Origin of the sequence: Plantibacter sp. RU18 (assembly GCF_050613355.1) — a bacterium.
GTDB lineage: Bacteria > Actinomycetota > Actinomycetes > Actinomycetales > Microbacteriaceae > Plantibacter.
The window spans coordinates 2707681-2725508 of record NZ_CP159618.1 but is presented as its reverse complement, the minus strand read 5'-3'; the positions used below and the strand labels follow the sequence as shown (position 1 = coordinate 2725508).

The following is a 17828-nucleotide window of genomic DNA, read 5'->3' as shown; positions in this document are numbered from 1 at the left end:
ACTCGAGCTGTCAGCGAAGAACTCGGGCTGTCAGCGCAGAGTTCGGGCTGTCAGCGCGACGCCATCGCTCGACCGGCGGAACGGCCGCTGAAGATGCACCCGCCGAGGAAGGTCCCCTCCAGTGCACGATAGCCGTGCATGCCGCCGCCACCGAAGCCGGCGGCTTCTCCGGCCGCGTACAGACCGGGGACCGGAGATCCGTCGGCACCGAGGACACGACTGTCGAGATCCGTCTCCAGCCCGCCGAGACTCTTGCGCGTGAGCACGTGCAGTTTGACGGCGATGAGCGGTCCGGCCTTGGGATCGAGGAGTCGATGCGGCGACGCGACGCGGATGAGCTTGTCGCCACGATAGTTCCGCGCACCGCGTAGCGCCGTGACCTGCAGGTCCTTCGTGAACGGGTTCTCGATCTCCCGATCGCGCGCTTCCACTTCAGCGATGATGCGGGCGGCGTCGATGGGCGTCTCCGGTGTGAGCGCCTGCATTCCCGCGACGAGCTCGGTGATCGTGTCCGCGACCACGAAGTCGACGCCATGCTCCTTGAACGCTTCGACAGGGCCGGGCGCGCCGGGTGTGACCCGCTTCGCGAGCAGTCCGAGGTCCTTGCCGGTGAGATCCGGGTTCTGCTCACTGCCGGACAGCGCGAACTCCTTCTCGATGATCCGCTGCGTCAGGACGAACCAGCTGTGGTCGTGGCCGGTGCCGCGCAGGTGCTCGAGGGTGCCGAGGGTGTCGAATCCGGGGAAGAGCGGAACGGGCAGCCGCTTCCCGGTCGCGTCGAACCAGAGCGATGACGGCCCCGGCAGGATCCGGATGCCATGCTGCGGCCAGATCGGATCCCAGTTGGTGATGCCTTCGACGTAGTGCCACATCCGGTCGCCGTTGATGAGTCGCCCGCCCGCTCACTGATGCCGAGCATGCGTCCGTCGACGTGCGCCGGCACGCCCGACAGCATGGTCGTGGGCGGCGTGCCGAGTCGCTCCGGCCACTGCGCGCGCACGAGATCGTGGTTGCCCCCGATCCCACCGCTCGCGACGAGCACGGACGGAGCGCGGAACGAGAATTCACCGACGACCTCGCGCGAACTCGATTCGCCCCGAGCAGCGCCCGACGGCGCGAGGATCGATCCGCGGACGCCGACGACCGCCCCGTCCTCGGTGATGAGCTCGTCGACACGGTGACGAAAGTGCGCCGTGGCGAGGCCGTTCGCGACGCCGGCGTTGACGCGTCGCATGAAGGGTTCGACGACGCCGGGGCCGGTGCCCCAGGTGATGTGGAACCGGGGCACGGAGTTGCCGTGACCGATCGCCCCGTAGCCGCCCCGTTCCGCCCAGCCGACGACGGGGAAGAACCGGACACCCTGTTCGTGCAACCACGCCCGCTTCTCGCCGGCTGCGAAGTCGAGGTACGCCTCGGCCCACCGTTTCGGCCAGTGATCCTCCGGCCGGTCGAAGCCGGCGGTTCCGAACCAGTCCTGTGTCGCGAGAGCGAGCGAGTCGTGCACGCCGAGACGGCGCTGTTCGGGGGAGTCGATGAGGAACAGCCCACCGAAGGACCAGTGCGCCTGCCCGCCGAGGTTGGTCTCCGGCTCCTGTTCGACGAGGAGTACCCGTTTGCCGGCGTCGATGAGTTCAGCGGCGGCGACCAGACCGGCCAGACCGGTGCCGACGATGATCGCGTCGGCCTCGTGCGTCGCTGGGCGAGAGACTGGTGGGACGGGTGTTGTGGCATCTGGTGACTCCTTCGGCACGGACGTGGTCCGATCCTACGACCGAGGAGGTGCTCGCCACAGGAGGTGGCGACTACAGCAGGCTGCGGCGCGGCGATCCCGGAGTGTCGTCGAAGGTGTTGACCATGGCATGAGCCGCGCGCTCGAGGTAGTCCCAGAGTGTCGCCTCGTGCACCGGGGCGAGGTCGAGACTGTCCACCGCCTGGCGCATGTGGAGCAGCCAGCGGTCCCGGGCGTCCGGGTTCACATGGAACGGCTGGTGCCGGAGCCGCAAGCGTGGGTGCCCGCGTTCAGCGCTGTAGGTACCGGGCCCGCCCCAATACTGTTCCAGGAACAGCATGAGGCGCTCGGCTGCGGGACCGAGGTCCTCCTCCGGGTACATCGGTTTCAAGACCGGGTCGGAGGCGACGCCCCGATAGAACTCGTCGACCAGAGCCCTGAACGTGTCGTGGCCACCGATCTGTTCGTAGAAGGTCATGCCTGGTGCTTGAGGATCGCTCACGTGGTCGCCTTCGGGGGTCGCTTGGTCTTCGGCGCTTTCGGCGGGACGACCGTGGTGGGGTGGGTGCGCGGCGGGCGGGAGCCGGAGATGCTCGCGGCACCTTCGAAGCCGGAGAGCACGATGCTGTTCAGGGACGGGAGCTTCACGCCCATCTCGTCGACGGCGCGCTTGAGGCGCATCCGCAGCTCACGTGCGACGTCGTCCTTCGCGCTCGTCCGCGTCTTGATGACGAGTCGGATGACGAGGGCTTCACCTGAGATGGACTCGAGACCCCACATCTCCGGCTTCTCGAGGATGCGGGAGCGCCACTTCGGGTCGTGGGCCAGTTCGTTCGCCGTGTCGAGCATGCGCTCCTGTACGGCCTCCACATCAGCCTCGTAGGGGATGGCGAGGTCGATGATGACGCGCGACCAGCCCTGGGACATGTTGCCGACGCGCAGGATCTCGCCGTTCCGGACGAACCAGAGCGTACCGTTCACGTCGCGCACCTGGGTGACCCGGATGCCCACCGTCTCCACGACGCCGGTGGCCGGACCGAGGTCGACGACGTCGCCGACGCCGAGCTGGTCCTCGACCACCATGAACAGCCCGTTGAGGATGTCCTTGACGATGTTCTGAGCGCCGAAACCGAGCCCGGCGCCGAGGGCCGCGGTGAGGAGCGCGAGCGAGCCGATGATCGCGGGGTTCAGCAGGTTGACGACGAGGATCGTCGCGATGATCACGATCGTCACGTTCACGATGTTGCTGAGCACCGTCCCGAGCGTTCGGGTGCGCTGCACGAGACGGACGGCAGCAAGCGGTGACGCGAGGAGGGACTGGGTGTCGGTGACGTTGGCGTTCTTCTTCACGCCGGTCACGATCTGCGCGACGATCCGACGGATGACGAAGCGGAGGATCCAGGCGGCGAAGAAGGCACCCACGATGATGGCGGCGACGCCCACGATCATCCACCCTGCGTCCCAGAGGAATTGCATCGCGTCGGCCCAGAAAGTGTCGAAGTTCATATCCGGATCAGTGTAGCCAGGGCATCAGGGCGGACGATGTGAGCGCGCCGTGCGCGAGCTGGCCGTCGGCTGGGCGCCACCTCACGGCTGGACGAGGCCGTGCTTGTAGGCGAAGATCACGGCCTGCACGCGATCGCGCAGCTGGAGCTTCATGAGTACCCGGCCGACATGCGTCTTCACGGTCGACTCCGACAGGACGAAGTGAGCGGCGATCTCGGCATTGCTCATGCCTTCCGCCATAGCGACGAGGATGTCGTGCTCGCGTGGGGTGAGTTCGGCGAGCTCGGCGACTGGACCGCCCGTCGCGTCCTCCTCCGACGCGGGCAACGCCGTCGCGAAGAGTTCGAGCATCCGCTTCGTGACGCGTGTGGAGATGGCGGCGTCACCCGCGTGCACCGCTCTGATGGCCGACGTCAACTCGCTCGGCAGGGCGTCTTTCAGCAGGAACCCGCTGGCTCCGGCGCGCAGGGCCCCGAACGCGTACTCGTCGAGGTCGAATGTGGTGAGGATGATGATGCGGCTGTCCGGGTGCGCCGCGACGATACGGCGGGTCGCCTCGATGCCGTCGAGGCCCGGCATCCGCACATCCATGAGGATGACGTCCGGACGCAACGATGCGGCGAGGTCGATCGCCTCGGCTCCGTTGGACGCTTCGCCGACCACGGCGAGGTCGTCCTCTGCGCCGAGTACCAGACCGAAGCCCAGTCTGATGAGCTGTTGGTCGTCGACGAGCAGGATGCGGATAGGGGCGGTCATGGTGTCGGTCCTCGTCGGTCGTCGGGCGGTGTCGGTGTTGCGGTGGACCCTGGCGTGGTCGGCAGGGTGGCGTGGACCCGCCAGAGCCGTTCACCGACGACACCCGCGGTGACCTCGCCCCCTTGGAAGGCGACGCGCTCGCGGAGCCCCAGCAGCCCCTGGCCTGCGCCGAGCGACGGTGCGTCCGGGATGGATCCGTCGTTCTCGATGATGAGTTCCACACGATCGGGGGAGGTCGTGAGGACGACGTCGACCCGTGTCGGTCGCTCCGAGTACCGCAGCGCGTTGGTGAGCGCCTCCTGGGTGATCCGGTGGACTGCCAGGAGGACCGAGGGGTCGTCCGTGGTCGGGCCGGACGACGTCAACGTGACCGGGAGTCCGAGGCCGCGGAAGGTCTCCACGAGGACGGGGATCGATGCCGCATCGGGCTGAGGCGCGAGCGGCGCGCTCCCGGTCTCCCGGAGGACGCCCAGCATACGACGCATGTCGACGAGAGAGGTCCGGGCGGCGTCGGTGACCGCGGTCATCGCGGCACGGGATGCAGCAGCGTCCTTCGTGGCCAGCGCGCCCTCGGAGAGCGCGACGATGACCGTCAGACTGTGGGACACGATGTCGTGCATCTCCCGAGCGATGCGAGTGCGTTCGGCGACTGCGGCCAGCTGAGCCTGCTGGTCCCGCTCGCGCGCGAGCTGAGCGGCACGGTCGACGAGCGCATCGACGTAGCGCTTCCGGTTGCCGACGTTGATCCCGATGAGCAGTCCGAAGAGCGCGAACAGGACCACGGTGATGATCGACTGCACCGGTTCTCCCGGCGCGTGTTCAGCGGCCCAGGGCAGGAACGGTGCGAGGAGGACGACGACGGCGGATGCGGCGAACGCACGCCATCCGAGCACGACGCTCCGGTACACGGCCACGGAGTACAGCAGGACAGGGATCGCCAGCGCGTCGACGCTGACGGCCTGCGCGACCGACACCAGACCGAGCAGGATGACGATCGCGGTCATGGTGAGTGGACGGCGCCGACGGAACAGCACCGCGAGGGTGGAGATGGCGACGACGAGCGCAGCGAGCGCGATCCGTGCCGGCTGGACGGCGAGGTCGGCGTCGAACCATTCCACCGTGCTGACACTCAGGGACACCAACAGGTAGAGAGCGGCGATGACCGCGTCGGCGGTCCACGGGTGTCTCGCCCACCAGCGCCGGACGACGCCGGGCGGACGCGGGAGCATGAGCGACGATTCGGTCCCTGCCCGATCCGTGTCGATCGGCGAGCGTTGAGCGGTCACCGTGGCGACACTCCAGCTCGTCGGTCGTCGCACTCGTCACAGCTCATGTGTCCAGGATACGGAGAACCCCTCCGCGGCGGATCGTGCCGCGGAGGGGTTCAGGGTGCTGCGGTTTCGTACCGGAGTACTACTCGCGACGGACGTTACTCGGCATCCTTCGCTTGTGCGGCGAGGGAGCGCTCGACGCCGGCGAGGCCCTCGACGAGCATGCGACGAAGCGCCGGCACGTCGTGGTTCGCGTCGAGCCAGGCCCGCGTGCGGTCGCGGAGCTCGGCCGAGGCGAGCGCCGCGGGATAGAGGCCCTCGACGATGTACTCGGCGATCTTGTAGCTGCGTGACTCCCAGACGGATCCGAGCGACGCGAAGTACGGCTCCACCAGCGGCTCGAGCACCGCCGGGTCGATGACGTGGCTGAAGCCGAGACCCACATTGCGGACGATCGCGTTGGGCTGATCATCGTACTCGACGACCGAGTCGAACGCCGCGCGCTTCGCTTCCGACGTGGGGATCGTCGCGCGGGCGCGGGCCGCAGCCTGTGCGCCGTTGGCCGTGTTGTCCGCGGCGAGCGCGGCGTCGATGTCGGTGCCATCGGCCAGGCCGAGGAGGACGAGGCCTTCCAGCAGCTCCCAGCGCAAGTCCGTGTCGATCTCGAGACCGGGCAAGGTGCTCGTGCCGTCTCGCAGGGCGCGCAGGTGCGCGCCGTGCTCGGGCGTCGACGCGAGTGCCGCGAAGAACTTGACGAACTGGAACTGCGCGTCGGAACCGGCCGTCGCACCCTCGGCGAGAGCCCACAGGGCGTCGCCGACGCGCGTGATCGTCGCGAGACGACGCTCTGGCGCGACGTAGCTGCGCGCCGCGAGGCCGAGCTGGCTCAGCGTGGTGCGCAGCGTCGTGGACTCGGTCTCCGTGGCGATGTTGCCGAGGACCAGCTCGACGTAGTCGGAGGCGGTCGATTCGGCGTCGCGGGTCGCGTCCCAGGCCGCGCCCCAGACGAGCGAGCGGGCGAGGGGGTTCTCGATCGACGAGAGGTGCGCGATCGCCGTGGCGAGCGAGCGTTCGTCGAGTCGGATCTTCGCGTAGGCGAGGTCGTCGTCGTTCAGGAGGACGAGGTCTGGCTGTGCCCGTCCGATGAGCTCCGGGACGTCGGTCAGGGCACCGTCGACGTCGAGTTCGACCCGCTCGGTGCGGACGAGCTTGCCGGACTGGAGCTGGTAGAGGCCGATGGCCAGACGGTGAGGGCGGAGGGTCGGGTAGTCCGCTGCGACCGTCTGACGCACGGCGAACGTGGTGAAGGCGCCCTCGGCGTCGACGGTGAACTCAGGACTGAGCGTGCCGACACCCGAGGTCTCGAGCCACAGCTTCGACCACTCGCGCAGCTCGCGGCCGCTCGTCGCCTCGAGTTCGACGAGCAGATCGTCGAGGACGGTGTTGCCGAATTCATGCTTGCGGAAGTAGTTGCCGACGCCCGCGAAGAACGCCTCGATCCCCACCCAGGCGGCGAGCTGTTTCAGGACGGAACCGCCCTTCGCGTAGGTGATCCCGTCGAAGTTGACCTGGACGTCCTCGAGGTCGTTGATGGTCGCGACGACAGGGTGCGTCGATGGCAGCTGGTCCTGGCGGTACGCCCAGGTCTTCTCCATGGCGTTGAACGTCGTCCATGCCTCGGTCCACTCGGTGGCCTCAGCGGTCGCGATGGTCGACGCCCACTCGGCGAACGACTCGTTCAGCCAGAGGTCGTTCCACCACTTCATGGTGACGAGGTCGCCGAACCACATGTGGGCGAGCTCGTGCAGGATCGTCACGACGCGACGCTCCTTGATCGCGTCGGTGACCTTCGACCGGAACACGTAGGTCTCGGTGAAGGTGACCGCTCCTGCGTTCTCCATCGCGCCGGCGTTGAACTCGGGAACGAACAGCTGGTCGTACTTCTCGAACGGGTAGGCGTAGGAGAACTTCTCCTCGTAGTACGCGAAGCCCTGACGGGTCTTCTCGAAGATGTAGTCGGCGTCGAGGTACTCGGCGAGGCTCTTGCGCGCGAAGACCCCGAGCGGGATCGTCCGGCCGTCGCTGGAGGTGAGTTCGCTGCGGACGACGTCGTACGGGCCAGCGACGATCGCCGTGATGTACGAGGAGATGCGCTGCGTCGGCGCGAACGTCCAGGTCGCGGCGCCGTCGTGCGCGGGGACCGGCTCGGGCGTCGGGGAGTTGCTGACGACCTGCCAGGCGGCGGGAGCGGTGATGGTGAATGAGAAGGCGGCCTTCAGGTCGGGCTGCTCGAACACGGCGAACACCCGGCGGGAGTCCGGCACCTCGAACTGGCTGTAGAGGTAGACCTCGCCGTCGACGGGGTCGACGAAACGGTGGAGACCTTCGCCGGTGTTCGTGTACTCGGCGTCGGCGTCGACGACGAGGATGTTCTCCGCTGCGAGACCGTCGAGCTGGATGCGGACGCCGTCCGAGACGACGGAGGGGTCGAGCGAGGTCCCGTTCAGCGTGACCGAGTGCACGGTCCGCGTGATGGCGTCGATGAAGGTCGAGGCGCCGGGGGTCCCGGTGAAGTGCACCGTGGTGGTGCTGCGGAACGTCTCCGCCCCGGTCGTCAGATCGAGGACGACGTCGTAGCTCGATGTGTCGACGAGCGCCCTGCGCTCCTGGGCTTCGACTCGGGTGAGGTTCTCTCCTGGCACAGCTGCTCCCTGGTGTGGTGATGGACACGTGACGTGTGGATTGCACGTGGTCGCTCGTGACGACCTCGGCACGAGGATCAAGCCTAGTCCTGGGGCGCGTAGGGTTGCCGGATGACGACTTCAGGAGAACAGTCCACCCGCGTCGACTTCTGGTTCGACCCGTCCTGCCCGTGGGCATGGATGACGTCCAGATGGGTCGACGAGGTGGCCGAGGCCCGCACCCTCGACGTGCACTGGCACATCATGAGCCTTGCGGTGCTCAACGAGGAGCAGGATGTCAGCGAGGCATACCGCGCATTCTTCCCTCGGGCGCTCCGGTACACCCGTCTGGTTGCGGCGGCCGCCGCCGAGCATGGAGACGGCGTCGTCAAGCCGTTGTACGACGCGCTCGGAACCCGGATCCACCCGGGTGGACGGGCTGAGGACGTCGACTCGGTCATCGCCGAATCCCTCGACGAGGTCGGATTGCCGATGTCCCTCGCCGAGGCATCGAAGACCGACGCCTACGACGTCCCGATGCGCGAGAGCCACTTCGACGGCATCGGCAGGGTCGGACAGGATGTGGGTACGCCCGTCATCGCGATCGGCGGTGTCGCGTTCTTCGGCCCGGTGATCTCTCCCGCGCCGAAGGGTGATCAGGCGCTCGCGCTCTGGGACGGCGTCGTCGCAGCCGCCTCGTACCCGGGGTTCTTCGAACTGAAGCGCAGCAGGACCGCTGACCCGATCTTCGACTGACGCAGGAGGCGCGCTCGGAACCCTAGACTTTCGACATGCGTATCCACATCGCCACCGACCACGCCGGGCTCGAGCTCAGCCAGTTCCTCCAGGACCATCTCCGCACCGCCGGCCACGATGTCGTGGACCACGGTCCTGCCGAGTACGACGCACTCGACGACTACCCGTCCTTCTGCATCAATGCGGCGAAAGCCGTCGTGCGTGATCAGCAGGCCGGCGTCGAGGCGCTGGGTGTCGTCTTCGGCGGTTCCGGGAACGGCGAGCAGATCGCCGCGAACAAGGTGACCGGTGCACGCGCGGCACTCGTCTGGAACATCAGCACGGCCGAGCTCGCGCGTCAGCACAACGATGCGAACCTCATCTCGATCGGCGCACGTCAGCACAGTATCGAGGAGGCCGTCTCGTTCATCGACGCGTTCATCGCCGAGCCGTTCAGCCTCGAAGAGCGGCACGCGCGACGCATCGCCCAGCTCGCCGAATACGAGGCGACCGGCACGATCGCCGGAAAGCACGTCGACGCCTGACGCGTCCCGGTCCGCAGCTGCGGCGATGCGACCGCATCGTCGCCCGAGTGAGGAGTCAAGATGCCCGAGGGGCACTCCGTCCATCGCATCGCGCGGCAGTTCCGACAGAACTTCGTCGGTCACCGTGTCAGCGTCTCGTCGCCTCAGGGTCGGTTCGCGGAGGGCGCGTCAGTGCTCGACGGCCGGACCGTCACGGACGCGAAGGCCGTCGGCAAGCAGATGTTCCTCGAGTTCGACGACGGGCTGTGGTTGCGCGTGCATCTCGGCCTGTACGGCGCCTGGGATTTCGCCGGGGAGATCCACTCGGATCCGACGATCGCTGCGGCCAACGGACGCATGGGTCAGACCAATCAGCGTGGCACGGCTCTCGAGGCCGAAGAGACGGAGGCACCCATCCTCGATGTGGACGGGGAGAACTCCCTGCACAGCATCGGCGCCCCGCGGCGGGCGCGGGTGCGGATGTCCGAACAGTCGAGCCCGCTCGCGGAGCTGGACGAGCGCTTCCCGCCCGAGCCCGTCGGCCAGGTCCGAGTGAGGTTGCTGACGGAGACCACCGTCGCCGACCTCCGCGGGCCGACGGCATGCGAGGTGATCGACAGCGCAGCCGTCCAAGCGGTGATCGACCGACTGGGCCCGGACCCGCTCCTGGATCCGAGCGCCGAAGCGGGGGAGCGGTTCGTCACCCGCGCCCACAAGAAGGGGTCTGCCATCGGGCTGCTGCTCATGGATCAGCAGATCGTGAGCGGCATCGGCAACGTCTACCGCGCCGAACTGTTGTTCCGGGCGCGCCTCGATCCGCATCGGACGGGCAAGAACGTGCCGGTCGAGACGCTCCGGGCGATCTGGGCCGACTGGACGAGGCTCCTCGCCATCGGTGTCGAAACCGGTCAGATGATGACGATGGACGATCTCGATCCTGCTGCGTACCGGCTCGCGATGGCGAATCGCGCCGACCGTCACTGGGTCTACAAGCGTGAGGGTCTTCCGTGCAGGATCTGCGGCACGAACGTCGTGTTGGAGGAGATGGGTGCCCGCAAGCTCTACTGGTGCCCGAACTGCCAACGCTGAACGATCCGACCGAGCCTTGAGGAGCGAAGCCATGAGCGACTGTGCGAACGATTTCGGCGACGTCCTGACTGCGATCACGAACGTCCGACTGTCCGGTCCCAGGCGGGGCGGGCGCTCCGACACCGAACCGGTCGACGTCCTGTTGGAGGACGGGAGGATCGTCGAGATCCGTGCCGTCGACGACGATCACCCGATCGCCATCGATGGCCTGGTCCTGAACGCTGAGGGCGGATACCTCTTGCCCGGACTGTGGGACCACCACGTCCATTTCACGCAGTGGGCACGGACCGCACGTCGCGTGGACCTGTCGTCGGCCGAGTCCGCCGCCGAGGCCGTGCGCATCGTCGCGGAGCGGATCGCAGCCGATCCGCGGGAGGCAGGCCGGCTCGAAGGCGCCCTGTTCCGGGACGCACTCTGGCCGGACGCTCCGTCATCCGACTTGCTCGACGGGATCGCGCCGGACCGCGAGGTCGTGCTCGTCAGCGCAGACCTCCACTCCTGCTGGCTGAACAGCGCGGCTCTGCTGGCGATGGGCTTCAGTGGGCATCCGACGGGTCTCTTGCGCGAGGACGACTCCTTCGACGTCCTCAAACAGCTCGACTCGGTCTCCGACGATCTGTCCGATCAGTGGGTGGACGTCGCCGCGGAGGAGGCGGCAGCACGGGGTGTCGTCGGCGTCGTCGACCTCGAGATGCGGTGGAACGCCAGCGACTGGCTGCGGCGGGTCGGGAACGGGACGCGGTCGCTCCGGGTGTCGTTCGGGATCTACACGGAACACCTCGAGCGCGCCATCGACGCCGGTCTCGTGAGCGGTGCGGCACTCGCCGGGACGGACGGGCTCGTGGAGGTCGGCCCGTTCAAGGTCATCACCGACGGTTCGCTCAACACCCGGACGGCCTGCTGCGACGATCCGTATCCCGGGGCGCCCGGCGCTGGTGGGCACGGCCTGCTCAACGTGCAGCCGGAACGCCTCACCGCTCTGTTGACGATGGCGACCGCGAACGGCCTCCGCTGCGCTGTCCACGCCATCGGCGACCGTGCCAACACACTGGCACTCGACGCGATCGAGTCGACTGGGGCGTCGGGCACCATCGAGCACGCACAGTTGCTCAGCTCGACCGACCTCGAACGGTTTGCCCGGACGGGTACAGCCGCGAGTGTGCAGCCCGAACACGCAATGGACGACCGCGACATCGCCGAGGTGCACTGGGCCGGTCGCACCGACCGTGCGTTCGCCCTCCGCAGCCTGCTGGACGCGGGCGCTTCGCTGCGCCTCGGTTCCGATGCGCCGGTCGCACCACTCGACCCCTGGGTCTCGATCGCCGCGGCCGTCACCCGCCGCCGTGACGCGCGCGACGCCTGGCATGCGGAGCAGATGATCACGGTCGAGGAGGCACTCTGCGCGTCGACCCGTGGTGACGACGACCGGGTGGAGGTGGGGCGTACTGCCGACCTCGTCATCGTGCCGCTCGACCCGTTCACCTGCGACCCGTCACTCCTGCGAACGATGCCCGTGCTCGCGACCATCCTCGCGGGGCGCGTGACCGCGCGTACGTCCTCCCTGCCGGGGGATAACCCCCGACGGCATCCGGGCGCCGACCGGATGTCATGAACGACCGGCGTTCGTCACGCTGGAAGCACGAACGATCCGACACGCGGATCGCTCGCCGAGAGGAACGCGCGATCCCATGACCGCCATGACCGAAGACCCCACACGACGAGGACCCGTGACCACGGAGGCTGCCGCGACGACAGATCGCGTCCCGAACCTGCTCGTGCGCTACGGCGCACTGTGGCGCGCGCTGCCCGGTTCGCTGCTCTTCCTGCTGCCCACGCTGCCGATCGTGATCGTCGGGCTCAGTCTCGCGGTCTCGATGACCACCCTCGGCGCAGGTCTCGCGATCCTGGGGATCGGACTCCTCGTCCTCGTCGGTGTCCTGTGGATCTGTCGTGGCTTCGCCGACCTCGAACGGCTCAGACTGCGCACCACCGGGCTGCCACCGATCGACCCTCCAGTGTGGCACAGCACGCGTGCAGCCACGACCCGGTTCGGAACCGTGCTGTCGCCCTTGACGGGCGGCCGCTGGTGGCTCGCTCTGTTGCACACCGTGTTCGTGAACCCGGTGGTCGGCACACTCACCTGGTCGGTCACGATCACCTGGGTCGCCGGCGCTCTCGGCGGGCTCAGCCAGTGGTTCTGGAACGGGTTCCTCCCGGACCGAGGGTCATCCGTCCGGCTGCACGAGGTGATCTGGGGCGCCGTGCTCCCGAACGCTCCGTTGCCCGCCGACGCGAACGCCGCCGAGAACGTGCTCTCCTTCGCCTTCGGGATCGTGTTCCTCGCGACGTCGCCGTTGGTGCTCCGTGGGCTCGTCATCCTGCACCACCGGATCGCCGTCGGCATGCTCGGCGCGTGGCCGCAGGAAGCCCTTCGGGTGGAGCTCGATGCGGCGACCCGGGCGCGCGGTGCCGCCGTCGCGGCGGAAGCCGGCGCGGTCAAGCGACTCGAACGCGACATCCACGACGGTCCGCAACAGCGGCTCATCCGTCTGCAGATGGACCTGGCGGCCGCAGAGCGACGACTCGACGCCGATCCGGAGACGGCGCGAGGTCTGATCAGCGAGGCCCGAACCCAGGCGGCCGACGCACTCGAAGAACTCAGGGCCCTGTCCAAGGGACTCATGCCGCCGCTGCTGCAGGACCGAGGGCTCGTGCCGGCGCTCGACGCGCTGGCGACAGGTTCCCCGGTCAGGACCACGACCGAGCTCGCGGTGCTCGAGACGGTGGAGCTCGGCGTCGAGGACGAACGCGGCATCTACTTCGTCGTCGCCGAGCTGCTGACGAACGTCGCGAAACACGCCCGGGCGGACCGGGCAGCCATCGTCGCTCAACTGCGCGCGACACCGGAGATCGGCCGGGTCCTGACGATCCGCGTGGTCGACGACGGACACGGAGGGGCCCGAATGGAACCCGGGCATGGGCTCGCCGGGCTCGCGGACCGTGCACAGGGACTCGGTGGCCTGTTGGTCGTCGAACCGACCCCGATCTGGAACGGCGCCGCCCGCGGAAGTTCGGTCGCCGTCACCGTCCCCGTACGCTGAGCGGATGGGTACTGCCGAACCGTCCAGCACCGGTCGTGACGCTCCGGTCCGCGTGGCGATCGCCGAAGACTCGACGTTGCTGCGTGAGGGACTGATCCGGCTGTTCGCCGAGGCGGGCTTCCAGACCGTCGGGGCCTACCCGGACGCGGTCGAACTGGGCTCGGCGCTCGATGCGGATCGGCCGGACGTCGTCGTCATGGACGTCAGGATGCCGCCGACCCATCGCGATGAGGGGGTGCGTGCTGCGATCGCGTTCCGCGCTGCGCGCCCCGGGCTGCCGGTGCTCCTGCTCAGCCAATATGTCGAGACGGTGTATGCGCGGGAGCTGCTCGCCGACGGCGGCGAAGGTGTCGGGTATCTGCTCAAGGACCGCGTCTCGTCGCTCGACGAGGTCGAGGAAGCCATCCATCGGTTGATCGATGGAGGAACCGTGCTCGACCCGGTGGTCGTCTCGGCGCTCTTCGCGGCACAACGGGATCCGCTCTCGGCGCTCACCCCGCGGGAGACCGCCGTCCTGTCCGCCATGGCGGAGGGACGCACGAACGCGGCGATCGCGGGCCGGCTGCACGTCGGCGTCGGGGCCGTGGAGAAGCACATCTCGGCGATCTTCCACAAGCTCGGTCTGGAGGACTCGGGCAGCGACCATCGGCGCGTCCTCGCAGTGCTCGCGCTCCTCCGACGGAGCCACTGAGGAGCGGCTCGCACGACGAAGGGGCCGCCGGTGGCGGCCCCTTCGGACGATGCTGCGCGCCGGACGCACCGGCGGGCGACTACTTGCTCAGGTGGGCGAACAGGAACCAACGGTCCTTGTCGAGGCCGCGGGCGATCTCGATCGCGATGTCCTGGCTGGTCTGATCGAGCTCGTCGAGCTCGTCGACCGCCGTGTTGACCGATGCCGACGCAGCGTCGATGAGCGCGATGACCTCGGCGATGGTGCGGTCGGACTGCTGGAATCCTTCGCTCAGCTCAGGCGTCGTGGTCTTGGCCGCGACGGTGCTGAGGCGGGCGTCGACCGGCAGGCCGAGGGCGACGATGCGCTCTGCGGCGAGGTCGGCCCACTCCTGAGCGTGGTCGACGATGTCGTCCAGGAGTTCGTGGACGCCGATGAAGTTGGCTCCGCGGACGTGCCAGTGCGCCTGCTTGCCGTTCACGACGATGGCGGTCAGATCGAGGACGACGGGGCTCAGGAACTGTGCGGTGCCTGCTGCGACGTCCGGGTTGGCGACGGCCTGCGGGATGGAGGTGCTGATTTCGGTCATGGTGTGCCCTTCGTTCGGCGGTCTGGACCCTGGCCGGGTTGTCCCGCCTGTCTGCTTGGATGTAACGGTACTCAGCCGCGGGCATTCCGCAAGCAAGAGGAGGCTCGGCTTACGAAGGCCCCACTTACTGAGGAAAGCCTCGCCGTGGCCTGCTTTCTCCGCGGAATCACGCGGATCGATCAGGCAGAGGTGGGGCTGCGGTAGCGTTGCGGGCATGACCCACGACGGCATTGTCAGGAAGCTCCCAGGTAGGCCAGCGCCGCAGCTCGACGCCACTGCGTTCACCGCGCCGGGCTCGGTCCTCGTCGGGGCCGTGACGCTCGGACCGGGTTCCAGCGTCTGGTACAACGCGGTGCTGCGCGCGGATTCCGATTCGATCACTCTCGGAGCGGGAAGCAACATCCAGGACGGTGTGGCCGTGCACACCGATCGTGGTCACCCGACGGTGATCGGCCGCAACGTGTCGGTCGGGCACAACGCTGTCGTGCACGGTTGCACCGTGGAGGACGACTGCCTGATCGGTATGGGCTCCACGGTCTTGAGTGGCGCGGTCATCGGTGCTGGTTCACTCGTCGCCGGGGGAGCGGTGGTGCTCGAGGGCACGATCGTCCCGCCGGGGTCGCTTGTCGCAGGGGTTCCGGCGAAGGTGCGGCGTGCGCTGAACGCCGAGGAGCAGGAAGCCATCCGGCGAAACGCCGTGAACTACGTCGAGCTCGCGATCGTGCACGCGTCTGCGAGTGACGCCGACTAGCGGCGGGCAGTGCGCTTCCGAAGGCGACGCTGGGCCGCGAGCGACCCGGACAGGCAGACGACACAGCCGATCATGCAGATGAGACCGACGCCGAGCCGTCCGGTCGTGAAGGCGAAGACACCCACGAAGAACACGATCGCGCCCGCCACGGTCCAGATGTGGGGCCAGATCGCGTCGAGTCGCATGCGCCCAGCCTAGGTGCTCCCTGAGGGAGATGTCAGCGTGGTGCACCTCGACAAGCTCGGTGAGCGGAAGGAGTTCCGTGAGCGGAAGGAGTTCCGTGAGCGGAAGGAGTTCCGTGAGTGGCAAGTGGAACCTGCGCACCCGCTCTCGCGGTGCTGCCTAGTTCTGACAAGTCCCGCTCTCGCGGTGCTGCCTGGTTCTGACAAGTCCCGCTCTCGCGGCGCTGCCTGGTTCTGACAAGTCCCGCTCTCGCGGTGCTGCCTGGTTCTGACAACTCGCGGCGCTGCCTGGTTCTGACAAGTAGAGAGGGGATGACGGGAATCGAACCCGCGTAATCAGTTTGGAAGACTGAGGCTCTACCATTGAGCTACATCCCCGAGTCGCCGCAGTGCGGCGAACTCACCTGGCAATGCTACTGCATGACGGAGCGCCATCCGTGCACGTGGCCCAGGGTGGCGCGTGCCGGCGGGCGAACCGCACAGGTCGGACGCAGATTCTGGGCTAGACTGACCGAGGCCATTTCGCCCGCCGCTCGTCGGTCGGTCGGGCCGGCCGGATCATCACTGATCCGGGGCGTAGCTCAGCTTGGTAGAGCGCCCGGTTTGGGACCGGGAGGTCGCAGGTTCGAATCCTGTCGCCCCGACTCCGTTTTGCGTCCTCAACTGAGGCAGAATCCCCAACACAGGAGAAGTAAGCACGTGAAAACCACGGTCGAGAAGCTGAGCCCCACTCGCGTCAAGCTCGCCATCGCGGTGACGCCTGAGGAGCTCAAGCCCAGCATCACCCACGCGTACGGACACATCGCCGAAGACATCAACGTCCCTGGATTCCGCAAGGGCAAGGTGCCGCCGGCGATCATCGACCAGCGCGTCGGCAAGGGCGCCGTCATCGAGCACGCCGTCAACGAGGGTCTCGACGGGTTCTTCCGCAAGGCACTCGAGGAGAACGAGCTCCGTCCGCTCGGTCGCCCGCAGGCCGACATCGTCGAGTGGCCGAACGAGAAGGACTTCTCCGGCGACCTCCTCGTCAACATCGAGGTCGACGTCCGTCCCGAGATCACGCTGCCCGCGTACGAGGGCCTGAAGCTCACCGTCGACGCACAGGAAGCCGGCGACGCCGACATCCAGGACGAACTCGACCGGATCCGTGCGCGCTTCGGCACGCTCGTGACGGTCGACCGCCCGGCCAAGACGGGTGACTTCGCCCAGCTCGACCTCGTCGCGACCATCGCCGACGCAGAGGTCGACCGCGCGAGCGGCATCTCCTACGAGATCGGTTCGGGCGAGCTGCTCACCGGCATCGACGAGGCACTCGACTCCCTCACTGCTGGCGAGACGACCACCTTCACCTCGCCCCTGCTCGGTGGCGAGCACGAGGGCGAAGAGGCCGAGGTCACGGTCACGCTGACCGCCGTCAAGGAGCGAGAGCTTCCTGAAGCAGACGACGACTTCGCTCAGATCGCCAGCGAGTTCGACACGATCGACGAGTTCAAGGCGCAGCTGCGAGAGGTCGTCGAGCGCCAGCAGGTCATCACCCAGGGCCGCGACGCACGTACCGCTCTCGTCGACACCATGCTCGAGCAGGCGCAGATCCCCGTGCCCGAAAGCGTCATCGAGGATGAGGTGCACCGGCACCTCGAGGGCGAGAACCGCCTCGAAGATGCGGAGCACCGCGCCGAGGTCACCGAGTCCAGCGAGAAGTCGCTGCGCACGCAGCTCCTGCTGGACGCGCTCGCCGAGTCGCTCAACGTGCAGGTGAACCAGAACGAGCTCACCGAGTACCTGATCCAGAGCGCTTCGCAGTACGGCATGGAGCCGGGCGAGTTCATCGAGGCTCTCGGTCAGCAGGGCCAGATCCCCGCCATGGTCGGCGAGGTCGCGCGCAACAAGGCCATCGCGATCGCTCTCGGCAAGGCCGAGGTCGTCGACTCCAACGGTAAGCCGGTCGACCTGAGCGACTTCGTCGCCGTCGTCGACGAGGACGCTGCGGATGACTCCGCATCGGAGGAGGCCGCTGAGGCTCCTGCCGAGGACGTCGTCGAAGCGGCTCCCGCGAAGAAGGCTCCGGCGAAAAAGGCTCCCGCGAAGAAGGCAGCCACCGACGAGGCTCCGGCCAAGAAGGCTCCGGCGAAGAAGGCCTCCGCGAAGAAGGCCGCAGCTGACGAGGCTCCTGCAGCGGAGTAGCTCGCAACGATGACAACAGGGGCGGAAGCGATTCCGCCCCTGTTGTCGTCTCCGCAAGAC

General features: G+C 67.9%; 15 protein-coding genes, 2 tRNA genes and 1 pseudogene. 9 read left to right on the top strand and 9 right to left on the bottom strand.

What is annotated here, in order from left to right:
* Positions 1 to 50: 50 nt before the first annotated feature.
* The 6 genes and pseudogenes from ABMA10_RS13070 to pepN all read right to left on the bottom strand — a co-directional run bounded on the left by ABMA10_RS13070 (position 51) and on the right by pepN (position 7964).
* Positions 51 to 1675, bottom strand: a pseudogene (locus tag ABMA10_RS13070) (FAD-binding dehydrogenase).
* Between the two features lie 127 nt (positions 1676 to 1802).
* Positions 1803 to 2207: a globin gene (locus ABMA10_RS13065; RefSeq protein WP_347869175.1), complete on the bottom strand. Its 405-nt coding sequence runs from the start codon at positions 2205 to 2207 to the stop codon at positions 1803 to 1805.
* Between the two features lie 20 nt (positions 2208 to 2227).
* A complete protein-coding gene (locus ABMA10_RS13060) occupies positions 2228 to 3235 on the bottom strand; it encodes a mechanosensitive ion channel family protein (protein WP_347869048.1) in 1008 nt (335 codons plus the stop codon).
* A gap of 81 nt (positions 3236 to 3316) precedes the next feature.
* Positions 3317 to 3991 carry a response regulator transcription factor gene (locus tag ABMA10_RS13055; RefSeq protein WP_347869049.1) on the bottom strand — a complete coding sequence of 225 codons (675 nt, stop codon included), beginning with the start codon at positions 3989 to 3991 and terminating at the stop codon, positions 3317 to 3319.
* Positions 3988 to 5277 carry a sensor histidine kinase gene (locus ABMA10_RS13050; protein ID WP_347869050.1) on the bottom strand — a complete coding sequence of 430 codons (1290 nt, stop codon included), beginning with the start codon at positions 5275 to 5277 and terminating at the stop codon, positions 3988 to 3990. The genes ABMA10_RS13055 and ABMA10_RS13050 overlap by 4 nt, the downstream gene beginning before the upstream one ends.
* 143 nt (positions 5278 to 5420) lie before the next feature.
* Positions 5421 to 7964 carry an aminopeptidase N gene (gene pepN, locus ABMA10_RS13045; RefSeq protein WP_347869051.1) on the bottom strand — a complete coding sequence of 848 codons (2544 nt, stop codon included), beginning with the start codon at positions 7962 to 7964 and terminating at the stop codon, positions 5421 to 5423.
* 111 nt (positions 7965 to 8075) lie between these two features.
* Here pepN and ABMA10_RS13040 point away from each other — a divergent pair, with 111 nt between their 5' ends.
* The 6 genes from ABMA10_RS13040 to ABMA10_RS13015 all read left to right on the top strand — a co-directional run bounded on the left by ABMA10_RS13040 (position 8076) and on the right by ABMA10_RS13015 (position 14083).
* Positions 8076 to 8699, top strand: coding sequence for a DsbA family protein (locus tag ABMA10_RS13040; protein WP_347869052.1), 624 nt, complete (start codon positions 8076 to 8078; stop codon positions 8697 to 8699).
* A 35-nt stretch (positions 8700 to 8734) separates the two neighbouring features.
* Complete coding sequence (locus ABMA10_RS13035) at positions 8735 to 9223, top strand: ribose-5-phosphate isomerase (RefSeq protein WP_347869053.1); 489 nt, start codon at positions 8735 to 8737, stop codon at positions 9221 to 9223.
* A gap of 60 nt (positions 9224 to 9283) precedes the next feature.
* Positions 9284 to 10291: an Fpg/Nei family DNA glycosylase gene (locus ABMA10_RS13030; RefSeq protein WP_347869054.1), complete on the top strand. Its 1008-nt coding sequence runs from the start codon at positions 9284 to 9286 to the stop codon at positions 10289 to 10291.
* Positions 10292 to 10322: 31 nt separating this feature from the next.
* The gene (locus ABMA10_RS13025; RefSeq protein WP_347869055.1) at positions 10323 to 11903 is read left to right on the top strand and encodes an amidohydrolase; all 1581 of its coding nucleotides are present in this window, start codon (positions 10323 to 10325) and stop codon (positions 11901 to 11903) included.
* An 85-nt stretch (positions 11904 to 11988) separates the two neighbouring features.
* Entirely contained in the window at positions 11989 to 13392 is a 1404-nt protein-coding gene (locus ABMA10_RS13020; protein ID WP_431030609.1) for a sensor histidine kinase, read from the top strand.
* A gap of 4 nt (positions 13393 to 13396) precedes the next feature.
* On the top strand, positions 13397 to 14083 hold the full coding sequence (locus tag ABMA10_RS13015) for a response regulator transcription factor (protein ID WP_347869057.1): 687 nt from the start codon (positions 13397 to 13399) through the stop codon (positions 14081 to 14083).
* Between the two features lie 79 nt (positions 14084 to 14162).
* Here ABMA10_RS13015 and ABMA10_RS13010 read toward each other — a convergent pair whose 3' ends face one another.
* On the bottom strand, positions 14163 to 14651 hold the full coding sequence (locus ABMA10_RS13010) for a Dps family protein (protein WP_347869058.1): 489 nt from the start codon (positions 14649 to 14651) through the stop codon (positions 14163 to 14165).
* Between the two features lie 214 nt (positions 14652 to 14865).
* On the opposite strand from ABMA10_RS13010, the gene ABMA10_RS13005 reads away from it, so the two are divergent.
* Positions 14866 to 15402, top strand: coding sequence for a gamma carbonic anhydrase family protein (locus ABMA10_RS13005; protein ID WP_347869059.1), 537 nt, complete (start codon positions 14866 to 14868; stop codon positions 15400 to 15402).
* Here the strand turns inward: ABMA10_RS13005 and ABMA10_RS13000 are convergent.
* Positions 15399 to 15587 carry a hypothetical protein gene (locus ABMA10_RS13000; protein ID WP_347869060.1) on the bottom strand — a complete coding sequence of 63 codons (189 nt, stop codon included), beginning with the start codon at positions 15585 to 15587 and terminating at the stop codon, positions 15399 to 15401. The two genes, ABMA10_RS13005 and ABMA10_RS13000, sit on opposite strands and share 4 nt — an antisense overlap.
* 304 nt (positions 15588 to 15891) lie before the next feature.
* A tRNA-Gly gene (locus ABMA10_RS12995) sits at positions 15892 to 15962 on the bottom strand.
* Positions 15963 to 16154: 192 nt separating this feature from the next.
* Here ABMA10_RS12995 and ABMA10_RS12990 point away from each other — a divergent pair.
* Both ABMA10_RS12990 and tig read left to right on the top strand, forming a co-directional pair.
* Positions 16155 to 16228 (top strand) — tRNA-Pro (locus ABMA10_RS12990).
* Positions 16229 to 16283: 55 nt separating this feature from the next.
* Positions 16284 to 17768, top strand: coding sequence for a trigger factor (gene tig / locus ABMA10_RS12985; protein ID WP_347869061.1), 1485 nt, complete (start codon positions 16284 to 16286; stop codon positions 17766 to 17768).
* Positions 17769 to 17828: the final 60 nt, after the last annotated feature.